The 17,899-nt window shown below is 68.4% G+C and carries 19 protein-coding genes; 11 read left to right on the forward strand and 8 right to left on the reverse strand.

Annotated elements, in window-relative coordinates; translation table 11 throughout:
• Window positions 1–2: 2 nt before the first annotated feature.
• Window positions 3–1,352: a cytosine permease gene (locus O1A05_RS05235; RefSeq protein WP_270106997.1), complete on the reverse strand. Its 1,350-nt coding sequence runs from the start codon at window positions 1,350–1,352 to the stop codon at window positions 3–5.
• Between the two features lie 185 nt (window positions 1,353–1,537).
• On the opposite strand from O1A05_RS05235, the gene O1A05_RS05240 reads away from it, so the two are divergent.
• The gene (locus O1A05_RS05240; RefSeq protein WP_270106998.1) at window positions 1,538–2,743 is read left to right on the forward strand and encodes a helix-turn-helix domain-containing protein; all 1,206 of its coding nucleotides are present in this window, start codon (window positions 1,538–1,540) and stop codon (window positions 2,741–2,743) included.
• Here O1A05_RS05240 and O1A05_RS05245 read toward each other — a convergent pair.
• On the reverse strand, window positions 2,715–3,284 hold the full coding sequence (locus O1A05_RS05245; RefSeq protein WP_270106999.1) for an SRPBCC family protein: 570 nt from the start codon (window positions 3,282–3,284) through the stop codon (window positions 2,715–2,717). The two genes, O1A05_RS05240 and O1A05_RS05245, sit on opposite strands and share 29 nt — an antisense overlap.
• 36 nt (window positions 3,285–3,320) lie before the next feature.
• On the opposite strand from O1A05_RS05245, the gene O1A05_RS05250 reads away from it, so the two are divergent.
• Entirely contained in the window at window positions 3,321–3,722 is a 402-nt protein-coding gene (locus O1A05_RS05250; protein ID WP_270107000.1) for a cupin domain-containing protein, read from the forward strand.
• An 8-nt stretch (window positions 3,723–3,730) separates the two neighbouring features.
• Here the strand turns inward: O1A05_RS05250 and O1A05_RS05255 are convergent, their stop codons facing one another.
• A complete protein-coding gene (locus tag O1A05_RS05255) occupies window positions 3,731–4,333 on the reverse strand; it encodes a TetR/AcrR family transcriptional regulator (RefSeq protein WP_270107001.1) in 603 nt (200 codons plus the stop codon).
• Between the two features lie 92 nt (window positions 4,334–4,425).
• Between O1A05_RS05255 and O1A05_RS05260 the strand changes: the two genes are divergently transcribed.
• The 8 genes from O1A05_RS05260 (at window position 4,426) to O1A05_RS05295 (ending at window position 11,304) form a co-directional block, all read left to right on the forward strand.
• Window positions 4,426–5,067, forward strand: coding sequence for a biotin transporter BioY (locus tag O1A05_RS05260; RefSeq protein ID WP_270107002.1), 642 nt, complete (start codon window positions 4,426–4,428; stop codon window positions 5,065–5,067).
• An 8-nt stretch (window positions 5,068–5,075) separates the two neighbouring features.
• Window positions 5,076–6,329 carry an ANL family adenylate-forming protein gene (locus O1A05_RS05265; protein ID WP_270107003.1) on the forward strand — a complete coding sequence of 418 codons (1,254 nt, stop codon included), beginning with the start codon at window positions 5,076–5,078 and terminating at the stop codon, window positions 6,327–6,329.
• The gene (locus O1A05_RS05270; protein ID WP_270107004.1) at window positions 6,322–7,506 is read left to right on the forward strand and encodes a thiolase family protein; all 1,185 of its coding nucleotides are present in this window, start codon (window positions 6,322–6,324) and stop codon (window positions 7,504–7,506) included. Before O1A05_RS05265 ends, O1A05_RS05270 begins: the two co-directional genes overlap by 8 nt.
• Window positions 7,503–8,210, forward strand: a complete 708-nt coding sequence (locus tag O1A05_RS05275; RefSeq protein WP_270107005.1) for an energy-coupling factor ABC transporter ATP-binding protein — start codon at window positions 7,503–7,505, stop codon at window positions 8,208–8,210. Before O1A05_RS05270 ends, O1A05_RS05275 begins: the two co-directional genes overlap by 4 nt.
• A gap of 4 nt (window positions 8,211–8,214) precedes the next feature.
• On the forward strand, window positions 8,215–8,853 hold the full coding sequence (locus tag O1A05_RS05280; protein ID WP_270107006.1) for an energy-coupling factor transporter transmembrane component T family protein: 639 nt from the start codon (window positions 8,215–8,217) through the stop codon (window positions 8,851–8,853).
• Window positions 8,854–8,868: 15 nt separating this feature from the next.
• Window positions 8,869–9,624, forward strand: a complete 756-nt coding sequence (locus O1A05_RS05285; protein WP_270107007.1) for a DNA alkylation repair protein — start codon at window positions 8,869–8,871, stop codon at window positions 9,622–9,624.
• A 92-nt stretch (window positions 9,625–9,716) separates the two neighbouring features.
• Window positions 9,717–10,670: an aldo/keto reductase gene (locus O1A05_RS05290; protein ID WP_270107008.1), complete on the forward strand. Its 954-nt coding sequence runs from the start codon at window positions 9,717–9,719 to the stop codon at window positions 10,668–10,670.
• 28 nt (window positions 10,671–10,698) lie between these two features.
• Entirely contained in the window at window positions 10,699–11,304 is a 606-nt protein-coding gene (locus O1A05_RS05295) for a phosphoribosylanthranilate isomerase (RefSeq protein WP_270107009.1), read from the forward strand.
• A gap of 84 nt (window positions 11,305–11,388) precedes the next feature.
• Here the strand turns inward: O1A05_RS05295 and O1A05_RS05300 are convergent, their stop codons facing one another.
• The 4 genes from O1A05_RS05300 to O1A05_RS05315 all read right to left on the reverse strand — a co-directional run bounded on the left by O1A05_RS05300 (window position 11,389) and on the right by O1A05_RS05315 (window position 15,738).
• Complete coding sequence (locus O1A05_RS05300) at window positions 11,389–12,648, reverse strand: alpha-hydroxy acid oxidase (RefSeq protein WP_270107010.1); 1,260 nt, start codon at window positions 12,646–12,648, stop codon at window positions 11,389–11,391.
• 122 nt (window positions 12,649–12,770) lie between these two features.
• On the reverse strand, window positions 12,771–15,143 hold the full coding sequence (locus O1A05_RS05305; RefSeq protein WP_270107011.1) for a heavy metal translocating P-type ATPase: 2,373 nt from the start codon (window positions 15,141–15,143) through the stop codon (window positions 12,771–12,773).
• A gap of 35 nt (window positions 15,144–15,178) precedes the next feature.
• Window positions 15,179–15,394, reverse strand: a complete 216-nt coding sequence (locus O1A05_RS05310) for a heavy-metal-associated domain-containing protein (protein WP_270107012.1) — start codon at window positions 15,392–15,394, stop codon at window positions 15,179–15,181.
• A 26-nt stretch (window positions 15,395–15,420) separates the two neighbouring features.
• Window positions 15,421–15,738 (reverse strand): metal-sensitive transcriptional regulator, encoded by a 318-nt coding sequence (locus tag O1A05_RS05315; protein ID WP_270107013.1) that lies wholly within the window; start codon window positions 15,736–15,738, stop codon window positions 15,421–15,423.
• A 99-nt stretch (window positions 15,739–15,837) separates the two neighbouring features.
• Between O1A05_RS05315 and O1A05_RS05320 the strand changes: the two genes are divergently transcribed.
• Entirely contained in the window at window positions 15,838–16,974 is a 1,137-nt protein-coding gene (locus tag O1A05_RS05320; protein ID WP_270107014.1) for a hypothetical protein, read from the forward strand.
• Here the strand turns inward: O1A05_RS05320 and O1A05_RS05325 are convergent.
• Entirely contained in the window at window positions 16,968–17,891 is a 924-nt protein-coding gene (locus O1A05_RS05325) for a cation diffusion facilitator family transporter (RefSeq protein ID WP_270107015.1), read from the reverse strand. The two genes, O1A05_RS05320 and O1A05_RS05325, sit on opposite strands and share 7 nt — an antisense overlap.
• Between the last annotated feature and the right edge of the window lie 8 nt (window positions 17,892–17,899).

Here is a 17,899-nt window from a genome sequence, read left to right on the forward strand (position 1 = left end):
TGTTAGCTATGGTGGTCTGAGCTGCGCTCGCTCACGAACTGAGCCAGGCCGACTGCACCCGCGATCACGGTGGCGCTGACGATGCCGAGCAAGGCGGGGCTGCCCCAGCCGATGAGGTTCGATGCCAGTGCGGAGGCCGCGCCGACCAGATACGCGACGACGCCGGGGACGCGCAGTCGTGGTGCTGCCGCGAGGGCACCGTCCTGAGGGGCGACGCCGCGCCAGGCCAGGAAGAAGGTGCCGATGAGTGCTCCGCCCAGCGGCGGAATGAGGATCCCCACCAGCACGAGGAATCCGGTTAGCGCATCGGCGACTCCGGTGAGCGCGAGGGTGATCGCCACGGCGACACCGCCGATGATGAACGGACTCTTGCTGGGGCGCTCGAATAGTTCTGCCCCAGCCACGCCGAAGGCATAGGCGGCGTTGTCGTTGGTGGTCCACAGGTTGGCGACCAGCAGCACCACGGCCGCCCCGACCATGCCCATCGTCATCAGGAGGGTGACGAAATCGGCTTCCCCGAACGCGGCGGAGCCGATGCCGCCGAAGAACAGCATGCCGAACTGCACCACGATCACGGCGGCCGCCGTCATGAGCAGGACGCGTGTGGTGGAACCGCGGTCGAACCGGCTCCAGTTGCCGATCTGAGTGCCGCCGCTGACGAAGGTGCCGATCATCAGGGTGATGGCGAGGCCGGCCGACATCTCGCCGAGACCGGTGGTGGCCATCAGCCCGGACCAGCCGCCGACGTGGTCCATGGAGCGAACGAAGACGATGCCGCAGAGAATCGCCATCGCCGGAATCGAGATCCAAGACAGCGCTTCGATCCCCTTGAATCCGACGTAGGCCGTGGTGGCCATGAGCACCCCGCCGAGCAGGATCACCGGCCAGCTGATCGACCAGCCGAAGGCCGCCGCCACGAGGTCGCCGAGAATGCCGATGGTGATGGCGTACCACCCGACCTGGGTGCCGCCGAGAATGAGCGAGGCCCACTTGCCGCCCCATCGTCCGAGGACTAGGCGGGCCAGCAACACCGTGGTGAGTCCGGTGCGAGCACTGGCGACGGCCAGGAGCGCGATGTAGGCCGCCAGAATCACCGTGGCGATTAGCGCAAGTCCAAGGTACGGGGCGAACCCGAACTGGGCCGCCACGGTGCCGCCGGTGACCATGGTGGGGGTGTAGAAGAAGAACCCGGTGACGACGATCACCAGGGACAGGGTGGGCCGTCGCGCGGAGCGAGGGACGGGGCCGTCCGGGTAGTCGGTGTCAATCACCGGGGTGAGAGTCGAGTCGGGAGCAGTACCACCTGGACCGTCCGTGGACGGCGGTCGGCGTCGAGTGGAGAGGGTGGTCATGACGTCTCCTGGGATCGTGGGGGGCGTGCGGTGAGTTCTGACTCCGTGAACGCTAGGGGTGACGGGCAGCTCGCGGGGCGTGATGAAACACAATGGAGAGGTGCGAACACTGTTGTGCGCGAATGGTGTGCAGATCGACACCGCGCGGAAACGGGGGGGAAACACTCGGCCCCTACCGTGGAAACATGCCCGAACCCGTGATTCATGACAGGGCCTCCGCGGAAGCATCCATGTCGGTGCTGTCGGAGGAATGGCTCTGGCCGACCGTGCAGCAGATGGTCAACGACGAGCGGATTGACGTGCGCCTGGTTCATGGGGAAGCGGTGGCGCACCGTGGGTTACGGGTGGCTTTCGCTTCGGAGATGACGGATCCGAGCGAGTTTCTGCGCGGAGGCGAACTGCTACTGACCACCGGAATCGGTTGGGGTGTCACCGAGACGCGCCGCGCTGAGGCCGCTCGGACGATGATCCACGCGGCAGCACAGGTCGGTGTCGCCGCGGTGGGATTCGGTACCGGTCCGTGGGCACCGAGTCTGCCCCTGCCGTTGGTGGAGGCGGCGCGTGAGCGGGGCGTGCCGCTCGTGCACGTGCCGATCAGCACGCCGTTCTTGTGCATCGTGGAATGGGTGGATGCCGCCCACGCCAAGGCGCGGCGCTCGCGATCGCAGCGACGGGAGGTTGGGGCGCTGCTGCAGCATGTGCGGCGAGGCCATGCGGACGTGTCGATTCTCTCCGACGCCGCCCCCGGCTGGTCCGCATCTCAGCGTGCGGTCGGCGCGGTGTGCCACGCCGCGGATCTGCTGAGTGACGGGCGGATGGCGGTCGCCGAACGGTGCCTGGATGAATACCGAGGCGCGCTGATCTGGGGTGAGCGAGATCGTCAGATCATCGTGGTGGGAACACCGGACGCGCTGGACGAATACCGCAGGAGGTGCTTGGACCCGATGCAAGCCCCCTACGGTGTGGGATCACCGCAGCCCTGGACGCTCGTGCGCGGTGTGCTCGCGGAGGCCTGGTACGCCGCCGAGATCGCTCGTCGACGGGGGCGTGCCGCCCACGGTCACGACCTGGCCAGCGTTGACGGACTGTTGATGGCGCTCACGCCCGAGCAGGTGGCACCGTTCCGGACGCATCTTCTCGACCCGTTACGACGATACGACGCCGTTCACCGAGCAGATCTGGTGCGGACCGTGTCCGCCTTCATCGAGTCGGAGGGGTCGCTGAATCTGACCGCACAGCTGCTGTTCGTGCATATCAACACCGTGCGCAAGCGGCTGCGACGGGTGGAACAGCTGGTGGGTGCGGATCCGCTCGACCGGGAAGGCTATCTCGTGCTGCGGGTAGCGCTGAGCTCCGGCGGATTCACAGGTAGTATCCGGCCAGCCGGGTGAGTGAGGAGCGGATGCCCTTGTCGTTCTCGTTCGTGCGGCGCAGCAGCCGGTATCCGCGGGCCACCACGGGCTTCACCTGCCTGTAGTCGAAGGTCTCGGTCACCCGGGTGCGCGGGGCGGCCTCGGCATCGTTGGTGTCGTTGTCGAGCGTTTCGAACTCCCAGCGCCAACGGTGCCCGCCCGGGTGCTTCCACTCGATGAGGCGACCGGGCTCGGCGGCGGTGGTGACCAGCTTCATCACGTAGGGCACCCGGTACATCACCATGTGCACCGAGAACTCGTCGCCCACGCTGAGCTGGTGCGGGCCGGTGACCTTCGGCTTCACGGTGCCGGAGCCGTCGACCTCGTGGTGACGGTGCGGGTCGGCGAGGAGGCGCCACAACTCGTCGGCGTCCGCGTTCACGGTGATCGCGTAGCTGATCGCCATGGTCCCGGCCTCCACCCGCTCGGGCCAGGCGGCCTGCGGTGACGTCTGGGGCAGACCGGTGTCGGGATTGATGCGGTGCTCGTGCTCGGAAGCGCGGTCGGGGGTGTCAGGCATGGAGCCAGTCTAGGGGGTGAGGGCTAGGGTGCAGGTATGACCGAAACTCCTGAGGTGCTCACCAACGCGCAGAAACTCATGGATGACCGGGAGGCGGCGAACGTTGCGTCCCCGCAGGGCGGAGCGGTGTGGAACCTCGACCGGCCCGCCCGGGATCTGGACTCCAACGTGATCGTGCTGCCTCCGGGGGACGCTATTGCGCCGCACACAGGGCCGGAGCTGGACGTGCTGATCACGGTGCTGCGTGGGGCCGGCGTGCTGCTGACGCACAACGACGACGGCGACGCGACGGAGATTCCCTTGGTTGAGGGCGACATCGTGTGGTTGCCGAAGCGCTCGACGCGCGGGTTTCAGACGGGGAAGCAGGGGCTCTGCTATCTCACGGTGCACCAGCGCAAACCCGGCCTGCGGATCATGTCGGGGCCGCCGTCGTCCTGAATGCAGCGCTAGCGGAGCAGCAGGGCGAGTCGGGCGGAGAAATCGGCCGTGATGGGGCTCGGAGACAGCTGAGGTTCTGGCTCAGGTTCTGCAGGCAACAGACCGAGGAGCTGCGCCTGGCTGCGTTGCTGAGCGATCATGGCGTCACCGAGGAGGAGAGCGACGAGCGCGTCGATGAGCACTGCGGTGTCGGCGGGCTGTTCGGGTTCTTCGGGCTGGCTGGGCTGACTAGATGGGGCGGCAGCGTCGTGAATCAGCTCGCGCAGCCGATGTCCGCCGGTGCCGAGCGCCACGACCGAGGCGGTGAGTTCGGCGGCGTCGCGGGTGGCGAGCAGGGCATCGTGGAGCAGTAAGGCGCGCGTGCGGACGTCGTCGCGCCAGTCGCCGGTGAGCTCGGGGGTGGCGACGTCGTCGAGAATCCGATCGCAGACCAGCGCCAGGAGCGACTGCTTGTCGGGCACGTGCCAGTACAGGGCACTGGGCTGGACGCCGAGCTGGCCGGCCACGCGGCGCATGGAGAGATCCGCCAGCCCGTAGTCCTGCAGAATCTGCAGCGCGGTGCCGACGAGGGACTCCACCGAGATGGCCGGTGTTGTGCTGTGTCGTGCCATGGTTCTACAGTGTACTGAACACCGTTCATTGAACACTGTTCAGCAACGGTGTACTCCACTCACTTTTCACCACATCTCGACCAGGAGCATCCATGACGTCTTCTCCGGCGACTCCGGCAACATCGAACTCTCACGGTCCCCAAGGGGTCCCCGACGCCGGCGACGGTGCTGGTGCCGGTGCGGGTCGGGCCGTGGCGCAAGTGGCGGTGTTCGCGGCGCTGATTGCCGCGCTCGGGCTGATGGGCGCGATTCCGGTGCCCGGGCTGGTGCCGATCACCGCGCAGACCCTGGGCGTGATGCTCGCCGGGGCCGTGCTCGGACCGTGGCGTGGCGGTGCCGCCGTGGTGCTGCTGCTCGGGCTCGTGGCGGTGGGGCTGCCGGTGCTCTCCGGGGGCCGCGGCGGACTCGGTGTCTTCGTCGGTCCGTCGGTGGGCTACCTGATCGGCTGGATTGCGGGCGCCGTCGTCGTCGGGCTTATTGTGCACGGAGTGCGCGCGTCGCGGACCGTGCGTCCGACTTGGCTGAAGAGCATTCTCGGTTCCGCGGTGGGTGGCATCCTGGTGATCTACGCGTTCGGCATTCCGGTGCAGGCGATGGTGACCGGGCTCGGCCTGGGACCGACCGCGCTCACCTCGCTCGCGTTTCTGCCCGGGGACCTGATCAAGGTGGCACTCGCCGCGGTGGTGACCATGGCGCTGTGGCGGGCCTACCCCCGGGCGTTCCGGCGGGTGTGAGTGGGGCGGTGAGCGCCCTGGAGCTGGTGCCGCTGCGCGGTGCGGACCATCGGGAGGTGCTGTCGCGGGCGCTGCAGGTGCACGAGGACGGCGGGCTACCGCTGGTCGGCGACGAACGCTGGAGCGCTGAACACTGGGAAGCCGTGGTGGCGCAGGTGCGGGCCGGGCTGGAGCAGGCGGGGCTGGAACAGGAGGCGCTCGCCGACGCCGCAGCAGGGGAGCGCAGGTGGCTGAGTTTCACCTCGGGATCCACGGCGGCGCCGAAAGTGGTGCTGCGCACCGCGGAATCGTGGCAGGTGGCGTTCGCGCCGCTGAGTCGGATGCTCGGGGTGCGCGCCGGGGAGACCATGCTGATTCCGGTGCACCCGGTCTCATCGATGGCGCTGTTCGCCGCCGCACACGCCCACCACCAGGGGTTGGAGATCGCCGTGCCCGGACGGCACCGGGTGCGTGCCGCCGATCTGTACGGACCGAGTGCGGTGCACTGCACGCCCCTGCAGCTCGGGGAGATTCTGGACGAATTGGACGAATTGGACGAGCTAGATGCGCTGGATTCTGGCGCGCGCACCACCCTGCGCGTCGCGCTCGTGGGTGGGGCCCGGCTGGCACCGGAACTGCGGGCTCGGGCCGAACGGCGCGGACTGCGGGTGGTGTCGTACTACGGGGCGGCCGAACTGTCGCTGGTGGCGGTGGATCAGGGTTCCGGGCTGCGCGCCTGGCCCGGGGTGGAGCTCGACGACCGCGACGGCGTGCTGTGGGTGCGCAGTGAGCAGTGCGCCCTGGCCCGAGTGACTCCGGCCGGGGCAGAACCGGTGGTGGATGCGCGCGGCTGGGCGAGTGTCGGCGATCGGGTGCGCTGGGACGACGACGGCGCGCTGGTTCCGCAAGGGCGCAGTGACGGCGCGATTCTGACCGCCGGGGCCACCGTGGTGCCCGAGGACGTGGAGGCCGTGCTGACGCGGCACCCGCAGGTGGCGGCGGCGCTGGTGTACGGCCACGATGATCCGGTGCTGGGGCAGCGGGTGTGCGCCCGGATTCAGCTACGCTCCGGCGGCGCGACAGACTCCGCGACCGATGCAGCACCTGATGAGATTCTGCGCGCGATCCGCCGATTCGCCCGGGATCGGCTCACCCCGGCGCAGCGGCCGCGTCGTTGGGAACTCACCGATGTCCTGCCGCGCACCGCCTCCGGTAAGGTGCTGCGGGTGGCGGCTACAGTCCAGACCGCCCCATCAGACCAGTCAGGGAGCGACGATGAATGACGACGTCGTGATCGTGGCGGGGTCCCGCACCCCGATCACGGGACGCTCGCGTGCCCAGGCCGAGCTGCGCGCCGATCAGCTGGGTGCGACCGTCGTGCGTGAGCTGGTGTCGGCCTTCGGGGTGAGCCCGAGCGTGGTGATCCTGGGCAACTGCACCGGACCCGGCGGCAATATCGGTCGGCTCGCGGCCCTGGGTGCCGGTTGCGGCGAAGCCGTGGTGGGCTGGGGTGTGGACGCGCAGTGCGGCTCCGGGCTGTTGGCCATCCAGCAGGGGCTCGAGCACGTGCAGCGCACCGGATCCGCGGTGATCGCTGGGGGAGCGGAGAGCCCCTCAACCGCCCCGCAGCGCATCGATGTCACCACCGGCCGTACGATCACCCAGGCCCGTTTCGTCCCCGAGGGTTTCCCCGACCCGGATATGACCGAGGCCGCCGACGAGCTGGCCCGGATCCGCACAATCTCCCGCACCCGGCAGGACCACTTCGCCGCCCGCAGCCACCGACTGGCCCGCGCCGCCCAGAGCTCAGTGCAGACAGTGCAGACAGCGAGCATCAGTGTCGACGATGGACCCCGTGACCTCACGCCGCAGACCCTGGCCCGCTTCGCCCCGCTGTTCGGCGAGAACTCAGACCACACGGTGACCCCCGGCAACACCGCCCGCATCGCCGACGGTGCCGCCGCCGTGCTGATGCTGCCCGCCCGCGACGCCGCGAAACTCACCACCCCAACACCCTGCCGAGTGCTGGCCAGCCAGCTCACCGGGGCCAGCACCGACGTGCCGGGCATCGCCGCGGTGTCTGCCGTGCGCGCCGTACTTGCCACCGCCGGGCGGAATCTCGACGACGTCGCCGCGATCGAGATCGTGGAGGCCTACGCCGCTCAGGCCCTGGCCTGTCTCGACGAACTCGGCCTCACCGGTCCGCAGCATTCCGCCGCCGTGGACCCCCGCGTCAACGCGCACGGCGGGGCGCTGGCCCTGGGCCACCCGTGGGGCGCCTCCGGAGCGGTCGCGGTGGTGCAGTTACTGGACCGCCTCGCCGACACCCCGCCCGGCACCCTCGGGCTCGCCGCCTGCGCCATCGGCGGGGGCATGGGTGCGGCCCTGCTGCTCGAGCGTATGGACCCCCGAGAATCCGGACAGCCCCGCGACCCCGGCGAACCAGGGGCCCTGCCATGATCCGAATTGAACAGCTCAGCGTCGCCGTCGAGGACCCCAGCTCCGGCACCGGTTCCACCGAGCTCTTGCACGGGATCACCGCCGAGCTCACCGCCCGCACCACCGCGGTCATCGGGGAGAACGGCTCCGGCAAGTCCACCCTCGCCCGGGCGATCGGCGGCTTGCAGGCGCCGTCGTCGGGCAGCATCAGCGTGAACGGGATCGACACGGTGTCCCAGGCCAAGCAGCTGCGCCGTGAAGTCGGGTTCATCTTCGCCTCCCCGGCCGCACAGGTCATCATGCCCACCGTGCGCGAGGACGTCGCCCTCACCCTGCGCGGCCGTGGCCTGGCGAAAGCCGAGGTCAGCGCGCGGGTGGAGCACGCCCTAGCTGAGCACGAACTCACCGAGCTCGCCGACCGCCCCTGCCTCTCCCTGTCCTCCGGGCAGCTGCAGCGCCTCGCCCTGTGCTCCGTGTGGGTGGGGGAGCCGTCCCTGGTGATCGCCGACGAGCCCACCAGCCTGCTCGACGCCCGGCACTCCCGCCTCGTCACTGCCCGGCTGCTCGAGCACGCTCCGCAGTTGCTGCTTGTCACCCACGATCTCGAGCTGGCACGCCGCTGCGAGGAGGCGGTGCTGATCGACGACGGCGAACTCGCCGCCCAGGGTGCCCCCGACGACGTCATCGCAGAGTACGAGCAGGTGCTCGCCCGGGAAGTCCGGTAAGCCGATGAGTCTGTCGCTGTACCTCGACGGGGATTCCGTGCTGCATCGCGCACCCGCGGGGGCGAAACTGCTCGGACTGGCGCTGATCGCCGTCGCCGTGTCCCTGCTGCCCATCGCCTGGTGGACCGCCCTGGTTTGTCTGGCGCTGCCGGTGGCCGGCTACGCGATCGCTCGCATCCCGCTGCGTCACCTCTGGCTGAACCTGCGCCAGCTGGTGTTCCTGCTCGCGTTCCTGCTGGCCACCCAGCTGATCTTTCTCGACGTCGTGCACGCCGCCGCCAACACCTCCCGGGTCATCGGACTCGTGCTGCTGGCCGGGCTGCTCACACACACCACGCGCGTCTCCGTGATGGTGGAGACCGTGGTGCGCATCCTCACCCCGCTCACCCGCATTCCCGGGGCTCACCGTGTCGGGCTGCGCCCCCACGTCCCGGAGAAGGTCGGGCTCGCCCTGGCCCTGGCCATGACCTCCATCGGCCACCTCTCCGCCGTGATCGCCCAGGTGCGCATGGCGCAGCGCTCCCGCGGGGCAAAACTGTCGGTGTGGCGTTTCGGCAGTGCCTGGGTGGTGCCCGTGCTGGTGCTCACCCTCAAACACGCCGACGACGTCGGAGACGCCTTGGTGGCCCGCGGGCTGGAGTGAGCCTACAGTGAACCCATGAGCACCGATCACGTCGCAGCTCCCGATCACTTCGTCACCCAGACCCGCGACGAGCTCGCAGCGCTGGAGGATCCCAAGATCCGCGCGGTGAACGAGCGCCATGGGGATGACCACGGGGTGAACCTGACGAAGTTGCGCGCCGTGGCGAAGAACCTCAAAGCCGAGGTGAAAGCCCACGCCGCAACCACGGACGGCGCCACAGCCGCCACCGCCACCGCCACCGCCGCCGTGCATGAGGTCGGTCTCGCCCTGTGGAACACCGGAGAAACCCCGCTGCGGCTGGTCGCCCTGCTGATCGTGCGCCCGCGTGACTTCACCGCCGACGAGTTCGACGCGATGTTGCGTGAATCCCGTGCCGCAAAGACCACCGCCTGGCTCACCGGTTATCTCGTGCTGAAGTCCGCCCACATCGAGGAACTGCGCACTCGGTGGTTGGCCGAGCCCGAGCACCCCGAGGTGTACGCCGCCGGGTGGGCGCTCACCGCCGATACCGTGGTGAAGCACCCGGACCGCCTCGATCTTCCCGGCCTCCTCGACACCCTCGAGGCCGAGATGACCGACGCCGACGAACGCCCGCAGTGGGAGATGAACTCGACCCTGGCCATGATCGGGATCCACCATGAGTCCCTGCGCGCCCGTGCCCTGGACATCGGTGAGCGGCTCGAGGTGCTCAAGGACTACTCGACCCCGCCGAACTGTACCTCCCCCTTCGCCCCGGAATGGATCACCGAGATGGTCCGGCGCCAGCAGTAGTCTCCGCACCGGAAATAGAAGCGTCGTCGTCGACGTTGCCATGGTTGACGCCGGATCATCCGGACGATCAAACCCGACGATGGAGGACTTTCATGACCAGCGCACGCGTGCGGATTCCCGGCACCGACCTCTCGGTATACCCCATCAACCTCGGCACCAATACCTTCGGCTGGACCTCCGATGAGGCCAGCGCCCACGCCGTCCTCGACGCCTTCGTGGCCGCTGGCGGCAACTTCCTCGACACCGCCGAGTCCTACCCCGCCTGGGTTCCCGGCAACACCGGCACCGAATCCGAGACCATCATCGGCACCTGGCTGGCCGCCCGCGGCAACCGCGACCAGATCGTGCTGGCCACCAAGGTCGGGGACCACCCGAACCACAAGACTCAGGACCCGGAGTACATTAGCGGTGCCATCGACGCTTCGCTGCAGCGCTTGCAGACCGACTACGTGGACCTCTACTACGCCCACCGCGACGACGAGGTCACCCCGATCGAGCAGATCGCCCGCGTCTTCGACGAGCTGGTCACCGCCGGCAAGATCCGCCACATCGCCGTCTCCAACTACTCGGTGGAGCGGCTGAACGCCTGGCTGGAGGTGGCCGAGGCCGAGAACCTGGCGAAGCCGGTGGCGCTGCAGCCTCAGTACAACCTGGTGTTCCGTCAGGAATTCGAGACGAACTACCGCCCCATCGCCGAGCAGCACGGACTCGCCGTGTTCCCGTACTTCGCGCTCGCGGCCGGCTTCCTTACCGGCAAATACCGCACCGAAGCCGATCTTGAAGGCGCCGATCGTGCCGGCATGGTGCAGGGCTATTTCAACGAGCAGGGGCTGGAGGTGGTCTCCGAGCTCGTGGCGGTCGCCGAGACGCATGCCGTGCAGCCCGCCGCCATCGCCCTGGCCTGGCAGCTTGCCCACGGCATCACCGCCCCGATCGTCTCGGCGCGCACGCCGGAGCAGCTGGCCGAGCTGGTGGCAGCGGTGGAGGTCGAGCTCAGCGACGACGAGCTGTCCCGCCTCGACGCCGCCTCCGCTCCCTTCGCCTAAGGCTGACGTCCTGGCCTAAACTCTGAGCATGTTCGTTAAGATCTGCGGGCTGAAGACGCTCGACGACGTGGCGGTGGTTCGTGACGCCGGGGCTGACGCCATGGGCGTGGTGCTCTCGCAGACCAGCCCGCGCGCTGTCTCTCAGGAGACGGCTCGGGAGCTCATCGCGGAGGGCACTCCTGAGCTGACCACCGTGCTGGTGGTGCATGATCTGAGCATCGACGACGTGGTGGCCGCCGCGCGCAGCACCGGGGTCGACGTCGTCCAGCTGCACGGGTACTCCGAGCCGGACGTGCGCCGAGCCTGCGCCGAGCTGCCGCGGGTGTGGCGCGCCGCCTCGATCGATCACGGACCCTTGGACGTCGGTGCGCTGGGCGAAGAGGCACTGTTGCTGGATTCTGCCACGCCCGGTTCCGGATCCCGGTGGGACCTGAGCCGGCTGGAGTCCGCCCCCACCGGTCAGTGGATGCTGGCCGGCGGTCTTGCCCCAGAGAACGTCGCCGAGGCGATTGCCGAGGCCGGGCCCTGGGGCGTGGACGTGTCCTCCGGTGTGGAAGCCGAACGCGGCACCAAGGACCACGCGAAAATCCGCGCTTTCGTCACCGCTGCCCGGACTGCGTCTCCATCGACCTGACCGTCGCGACACGAAACTAGAACAACGGGGCGCCGCACTCGAAAGTGCGGCGCCCCGTTGTGTCTCAGGTGATAGTGGCGGCGGTCAGTGTGCCGAGGTCTCGCCGATGCGGCGCTCGACCGCGGTCAGTGACCGCAGCTGGGTGACGTGGCGTGGCTCCAGCTCGTCGATGGCGCCCACCTGAAGCAGCTTCATGGTGCGCTCGATCTCGCCGCTGAGGATCTCGATGGTGCGATCCACACCGCGGCGTCCGCCGGCCATCAGGCCGTACAGGTAGGCGCGGCCGATGAAGGTGAACTTTGCACCGAGCGCCATGGCCGCCACGATGTCGGAGCCGTGCATGATGCCGGTGTCGACCATCACCTCGGTGTCCTGTCCGACTTCGCGCACCACGTCAGGTAGCAGATGGAACGGCACCGGGGCCTGGTCCAGCTGGCGTCCGCCGTGGTTGGAGAGCAGGATGCCGTCCACGCCCATCTCGGTCAGGGTCTTCGCATCTTCGATGTTCTGCACGCCCTTGATCACGATCTTGCCGGGCCACAGGGCGCGGATCTCTTTGAGATCGCCGAAGTTGATCGAGGGATCCATCGCGTTGTTGAGCAGCTGGCCGACGGTCCCGCCGGTGGACTGCAGGGAGGCGAACTCCAGCGTCGGCGTCGTCAGGAAATCGATCCACCACCACGGGCGCGGCACGGCGTTGAGCACCGTCTTGAAGGTGAGCTGTGGCGGAATGGAGAAGCCGTTGCGGGCGTCGCGCATGCGGTTGCCCGCAATCGGGGTGTCCACGGTGAAGAACAGGGTGTCGTAACCGGCGTCGCGGGCGCGCTCCACCAGACCGTACGAAATAGAGCGATCCCGCATCACGTACAGCTGGAACCAGTTGCGGCCGTGGGGTGCAGCGGCTCTCACATCCTCGATGGAGGTGGTACCCAGGGTCGAGAGGGTGAAGGGGATACCGGCATCAGCAGCCGCGGTGGAACCGGCGAACTCGCCCTCGGTCTGCATGAGGCGGGTGAAGCCGGTGGGGGCGATGCCGAATGGAAGGGCTGACTCCTTGCCGAGCACCGTGGTGGTGGTGTCGAGCTGGGAGACGTCGTTGAGGATGCTCGGGTGGAATTCGACGTCTTCGAAGGCCTGGCGGGCGCGGGTCAGCGAGATTTCCCGGTCGGCGGAGCCGTCCGTGTAGTCGAAGGCCGCAGCCGGCGTGCGGCGCTTGGCGATGCGGCGCAGGTCGGCGATGGACTGTGCCTTCTGCAGGCGGTTGCCGGTAAAGTCCAGGCTCGGCTTCTTGAACTGCATGAGCTCGAGAAGCTCCTTGGGCTGCGGAATCTGACGACGAATCATGGTGAAGGCTGCCTCCTAGACGTGGGACTCCCGTACTGTGATTGGCATCATATCACTCTGTGGTCAGACCACAAGATGCCGGGAGTGAGTTCTGGAGGCAGCCTTCAGAAATTGACGTGGGCTCAGCCCCGGCCGAAGCGGGTGAGGCGCAGGGAGTTGGCGACGACCAGCACCGAACTCGCAGCCATCGCGATGCCGGCCAGCATGGGATTGAGGAAGCCCAGGGCGGCGACGGGGATGCCGGCGGTGTTGTAGAGGAACGCCCAGAACAGGTTCGTCTTGATCACCCCGAGGGTCTTCCGGGACAGCCGCACCGACTGGGCGACCTGGGTGAGCGAGGAACCCATCACGGTGATCTCGGCGGCGTCGCGGGCCACATCGGTGCCGGAGCCCATGGCGATGCCGAGATCGGCCTGGGCCAGCGCCGGGGCGTCGTTCACGCCGTCACCGACCATGGCCACCACGCGCCCGGATTCTTGGAGCTCGCGGACCTTGGCCACCTTGTCTTCGGGGCGGACCCCGGCGAACACGTCGTCGGGGTGAATGCCCACCTCGGCGGCGACTTGGCGGGCGACGGAAGCGTTGTCGCCGGTGAGCAGGATGGGACGGAGCCCGAGTTCGCGGAATTCGGCGATGGCGGTGGCCGAGGTGGGCTTGATGGTGTCCTGCAGGGAGATGATCCCGGCGAGGGTGCCATTGATGCTCACCCAGACGGCGGTGGCGCCCTGAGCCTCGGCGTCGGCGAGGGCTTGGTGCTGGGCCTGGGTGAGGTCGCCGGCGGTGAGCTGCTCGGTGATAAAGGTGGACCGGCCCGCGGCGACCCGGTGCTCGGTGCCGTTGAGGGTGGCGGTGCCGGTGACGCCCCCGCCGGCGGTGGAGACGAAATCGTTGACCTCGGGCAGGGCGGTATCGGTGGTGCGCTCGCGTGCGGCGTCGGCGATGGCGCGGGCGATCGGGTGCTCGGAGTAGGACTCCACGGCGCCGGCCAGCAACAGGAGGGCGTCGTCGTCGACGGGCGAATCGGGCAGGGACTGCACTGCGGAGACCGCCATGACGCCCTCGGTGACGGTGCCGGTTTTGTCGAGCACGATGGTGTCGACGGAACGGGTGTCTTCGAGGACTTCGGGGCCGCGGATGAGGATGCCGAGTTGGGAGGCCCGACCGGTGCCGGCGAGCAGGCCGACCGGGGTGGCGAGGCCAAGGGCGCATGGGCAGGCGATGACGAGCACGGCCACCCCGGCGCGGAAGGCGGCGTGGATGTCGCCGGAGAAGGCGAGCCAGGCGACCACGGTGATGATCGCGATGACGAGGACGATGGGCACGAAAACCGCGGAGATGCGGTCGGCGAGCCGGGCGATGGGGGCCTTGGCGGACTGGGCATCGGAGACGAGTTGGCCCATCTGCGCCAGGGTGGTGTCGGCGCCAGTGCGGGTGGCGCGAACGACGAGGCGGCCGGAGGTGTTGATGGTGGCGCCGATGACGTCGTCGTGGACGGCGACGTCGACGGGCAGGGACTCGCCGGTGACCAGGGAGGCGTCCACGTGGGAGCGGCCGGAGACGACGGTGCCGTCGGTGGCGATTTTTTCGCCAGGGCGCACGATGAACTCGTCGCCGACCTGGAGCTCCGAGGCGGGGATGGTGGTTTCGACGCCGTCGCGCAGCACCGTGGCGGTTTGGGCGCCGAGACTGAGTAGGGAGTCCAGCGCGGCGCCGGCGCGGGTTTTGGCGCGGTCTTCGAGCCAGCGGCCGAGCAGTAGGAACGTGGTCACCACGGCCGCGGTCTCGTAGTAGAGCTGGTGGTGCGCCATGGCGGACATGTCCCACCAGGCGGCGTCAGTGTGGGCACCGGCGTGGGCGGTCATGGCTGGATCGAGGATCAGCTCGACGGTGGAGAACAGCCAGGCCGCGGTGACGCCGATGGAGACGAGGGTGTCCATGGTGGAGGAGAGGTGGCGGGCTGCTTTGGCGGCGGCGCGGTGGAAGGGCCAGGCCGCCCAGAAGGTCACGGGGGTGGCCAGGACCAATGCGACCCAGGCCCAGTGCGGGAACTGGGCGCCAGGGAACATCGAGATGATGAACAGTGGGAGGGTCAGCGCGGCGGCGACGATGAGCCGCGGTTGCAGCGTGGACGCTGAGGGGCCGTGGTTCATATGGTCGTGCGGGTCGTGCTCACCGTGCTCGCTGTGGTCACCGTGCTCGTGGTGATGCTCGCCGTGCTGGTGGTGATGCTCGCCGTGCTGGTGGCGGGCGTGGGGGTCGGGGGCGACGCGCGCTTCGTAGCCGGCACGGCCGACCGCCGCAATCAGGGCGTTGTCGTCGATGTCTGACGGGGCGGTGACCGAGGCCCGGTTCAAGGGCAGGTTCACGGTGGCTTCGACCCCGGGCAGGCCGGTGAGCTTGCGCTCGACGCGGGCGACGCACGAAGCGCAGGACATGCCGGTGATGTCGAGGGTGAGCTGGCGGCTGGTGTCAGGAGTCGGAGTCGAGGTGTTCATCGGGACAAGTCCGACCTTCCAGAAGGTAGGGGAATTCAGGCGAGGGTATAGCCGGCTTCGGCGACGGCGTCCCGCAGCTGTTCCTGGCTCAGCGGGGATGCCGAGGTGACGGTGGCGGTGGAGACCCCATGAGGGACCAGGTCTACCGCGACGTCGGTGACGCCGTTCAGGGCGGAGAGCTCACGGGTGACGGCCTGCTGGCAGTGACCGCAGGTCAGGCCGGTCATGGAGATGGTGGTGTTGGTGCTCATGGGTGGTTCCTTCGGTCGGTGGTGAATTAGCGGACGAGGCGGCCGATGGCGGCGGTGGCCTCGGCGATTTTTTCGGCGATAAGGGTGTCGTCACCGCTGGCGGCGGACTGCTGTGCGGCTTCGGTGACGCAATGACCCAGGTGGTCTTCGAGCAGGCCGAGGCTCACGGCGTGCAGCGCTTTCGTGGCCGCGGAGACCTGGGTGAGGACGTCGATGCAGTACTGGTCCTCCTCGACCATGCGGGAGATGCCGCGGACTTGACCCTCGATGCGGCGCAGGCGCTTCAGGTAGGCGTCCTTGGCGGGAGTGTAGCCGTGCGGTGGGGCGGGTTCGGTGGTGCTCACGCTGCCATCGTATACCCCTAGGGGGTCTTAAGTCGAGCCCAGGTGACGGACCAGTGAGGGGTTGAGGTGGGGCGGATTTCAGGTTCTAGGATGGGGGGCGTGGAGACAACGCCTGCCGAGACCGAGCATATTGCCGGCTACCGCGGCCCGGACCGGGCCGTGCCCACGGCGCACTCCACCCACGAATCCTCCTCGCGGCTGGAATCGTGGGCGATCTGGGTGGCCATCGCCGCGGCCGTACTGGCGGCCGGGCTCGGAACCCTGCTGTTCAGAGGTCAGCTCACTCCGCTGTCTGCGACGTTCTCGGTGGGCACCGTGGCCGGCTGGTCGGCTGCGATCGGAGCAGGCATCTCGTCGCTCATCGGGTTGCTGATCGTCACCGGACCGCAGTTGGGCACCCTGGGGTGGATGCGCCGTCGGCTCTGGGTGTGGTGGATGGTCGACCTCATCGGGCTGGTTATCATCCACGCTGCTATTGCAACGCTGGCCGCCCTGAGTACTTTTCGACTGTTCCAGCAGGCGTTCCAGGGTCTCGAAGTCGATGCGATTGCGGCGACGGTGATGCTGGCGGTGGTTTCTGCGGCGGCCTCGTACTTTGGTTTCAACTCTGCGGCCCGGGCGTCGACGTCGTCACTGTCTATTCTGATTGCCCTGTTCATGGGCGCGGGCATGCTCGCCTCGATGCTGCTGGCCGAGAACCCCTACTGGTGGCACGCGTTCTTCTCGGAGCTGGGCACCGGGCAGGCCGGAGTGCTCTCCTTCTGGACGTTCAACACCACCATCACCGTCTCCGGGATGATGCTGATCACCCTGGCGAACTTCATCACCCAGGACCTCTACGCCTGGGCGGAGCATCGGCGTGCCACCGGGGGCCGCCGGGCGCATGTGCGCGTGCTCAAGGGCGGGATGATGATCATCGGTGTGTGCATGATCGGACTGTCCTGGGTGCAGATCAACGTGAACGACCCCATTCACACCGCTTTTGTTCAAGTGCTGGCCGTGGTGTTCATTCTGATGCTGCTCACCATCCCGATCTGGTTGCCCGGGGTGCCGGCGGCGCTGTACGCGATGAGCTACCTGATGCTGGGGCTGGGCGTGGTGGCGGTTGTGCTGTGGGAGCCGCTGGGGTACTACAACCTGACCGCGCTGGAGCTGGCCTTCGCCGGGATCATCTTCGCCTGGCTGGTGGTGCTGATCCGCACCGTGGATGCGATGGTGCAGGACCTGGATCAGTGATTGAGCTCGGGCTCGTGGCGCTGGTGTTCCGGGGGTTCGAGCTGAATGGTGGCGTGGTCCACCGGGATACCCCAGTGCTCGGTGAGGCACTCTTGCAGATCGTCGAGAATCTGCGGGGCAGTGCCGTCGTGGAAGCGCTGCGGCTCGACCACCACATGGGCGGTGACCACCACGGTGCGCGTGTCGATGCGGGTGGCATGCAGGTCGTGCACGTCGAGGACACCGTCCTTGCGTTCCATGTGCCCGCGCACCGCCTCGACGTCGAGCCCCTTCGGCGCGGTTTCCAGCAGTACGGAGCCAGCTTCTTTCAGGATGACGAAGGCGCGCGGGATGATCAGCAGGGCGATCACGATGCCCGCTACGGCGTCGGCCCGCGTCCAGCCGGTGGTGGTGATGACGACGGCGGAGACGATCACCGCCACGGATCCCAGGGCATCGTTGAGCACCTCGAGAAAAGCCGCGCGCATGTTCAGTGAGGCGTTGCGCCCGGAGAGCAAGACCAGGAGCGAGACCAGGTTGCCGGCCAGGCCAATGGCGCCGAAAATCAGCAGCTCCGGGCCCGCGATCTCGGGCGGATCCTGCCAACGGCGCACACCCTCCACCAGGGCGAAGCCGCCGACCCCGAGCAACACCGTGGCCTGGGCGCCCGCGGCCAGCACCTCGGCGCGCAGCCAGCCCCAGGTGCGCTGGCCCGAGGCCGGGCGCAGGGTGAGGGTGGCGGCGATCAGCGCGACGAGCAACCCACCGGCGTCCGTGAGCATGTGGGCGGCATCGACGAGCAGGGCCAGCGAACCGGTGATCCAGGCACCGATCACCCCGATGATCAGCACCAGGGTGGTCACGACAAAGGCGATGGCGAGGCGGCCGCGTGTGCTCCCGGCGCTATGTGAGTGCCCGTGGCCGTGGCTGTGGCTCATGGTGGTGC

The sequence above is a fragment of the Citricoccus sp. NR2 genome, assembly GCF_027594385.1.
In the GTDB taxonomy this organism is placed as follows: domain Bacteria; phylum Actinomycetota; class Actinomycetes; order Actinomycetales; family Micrococcaceae; genus CmP2.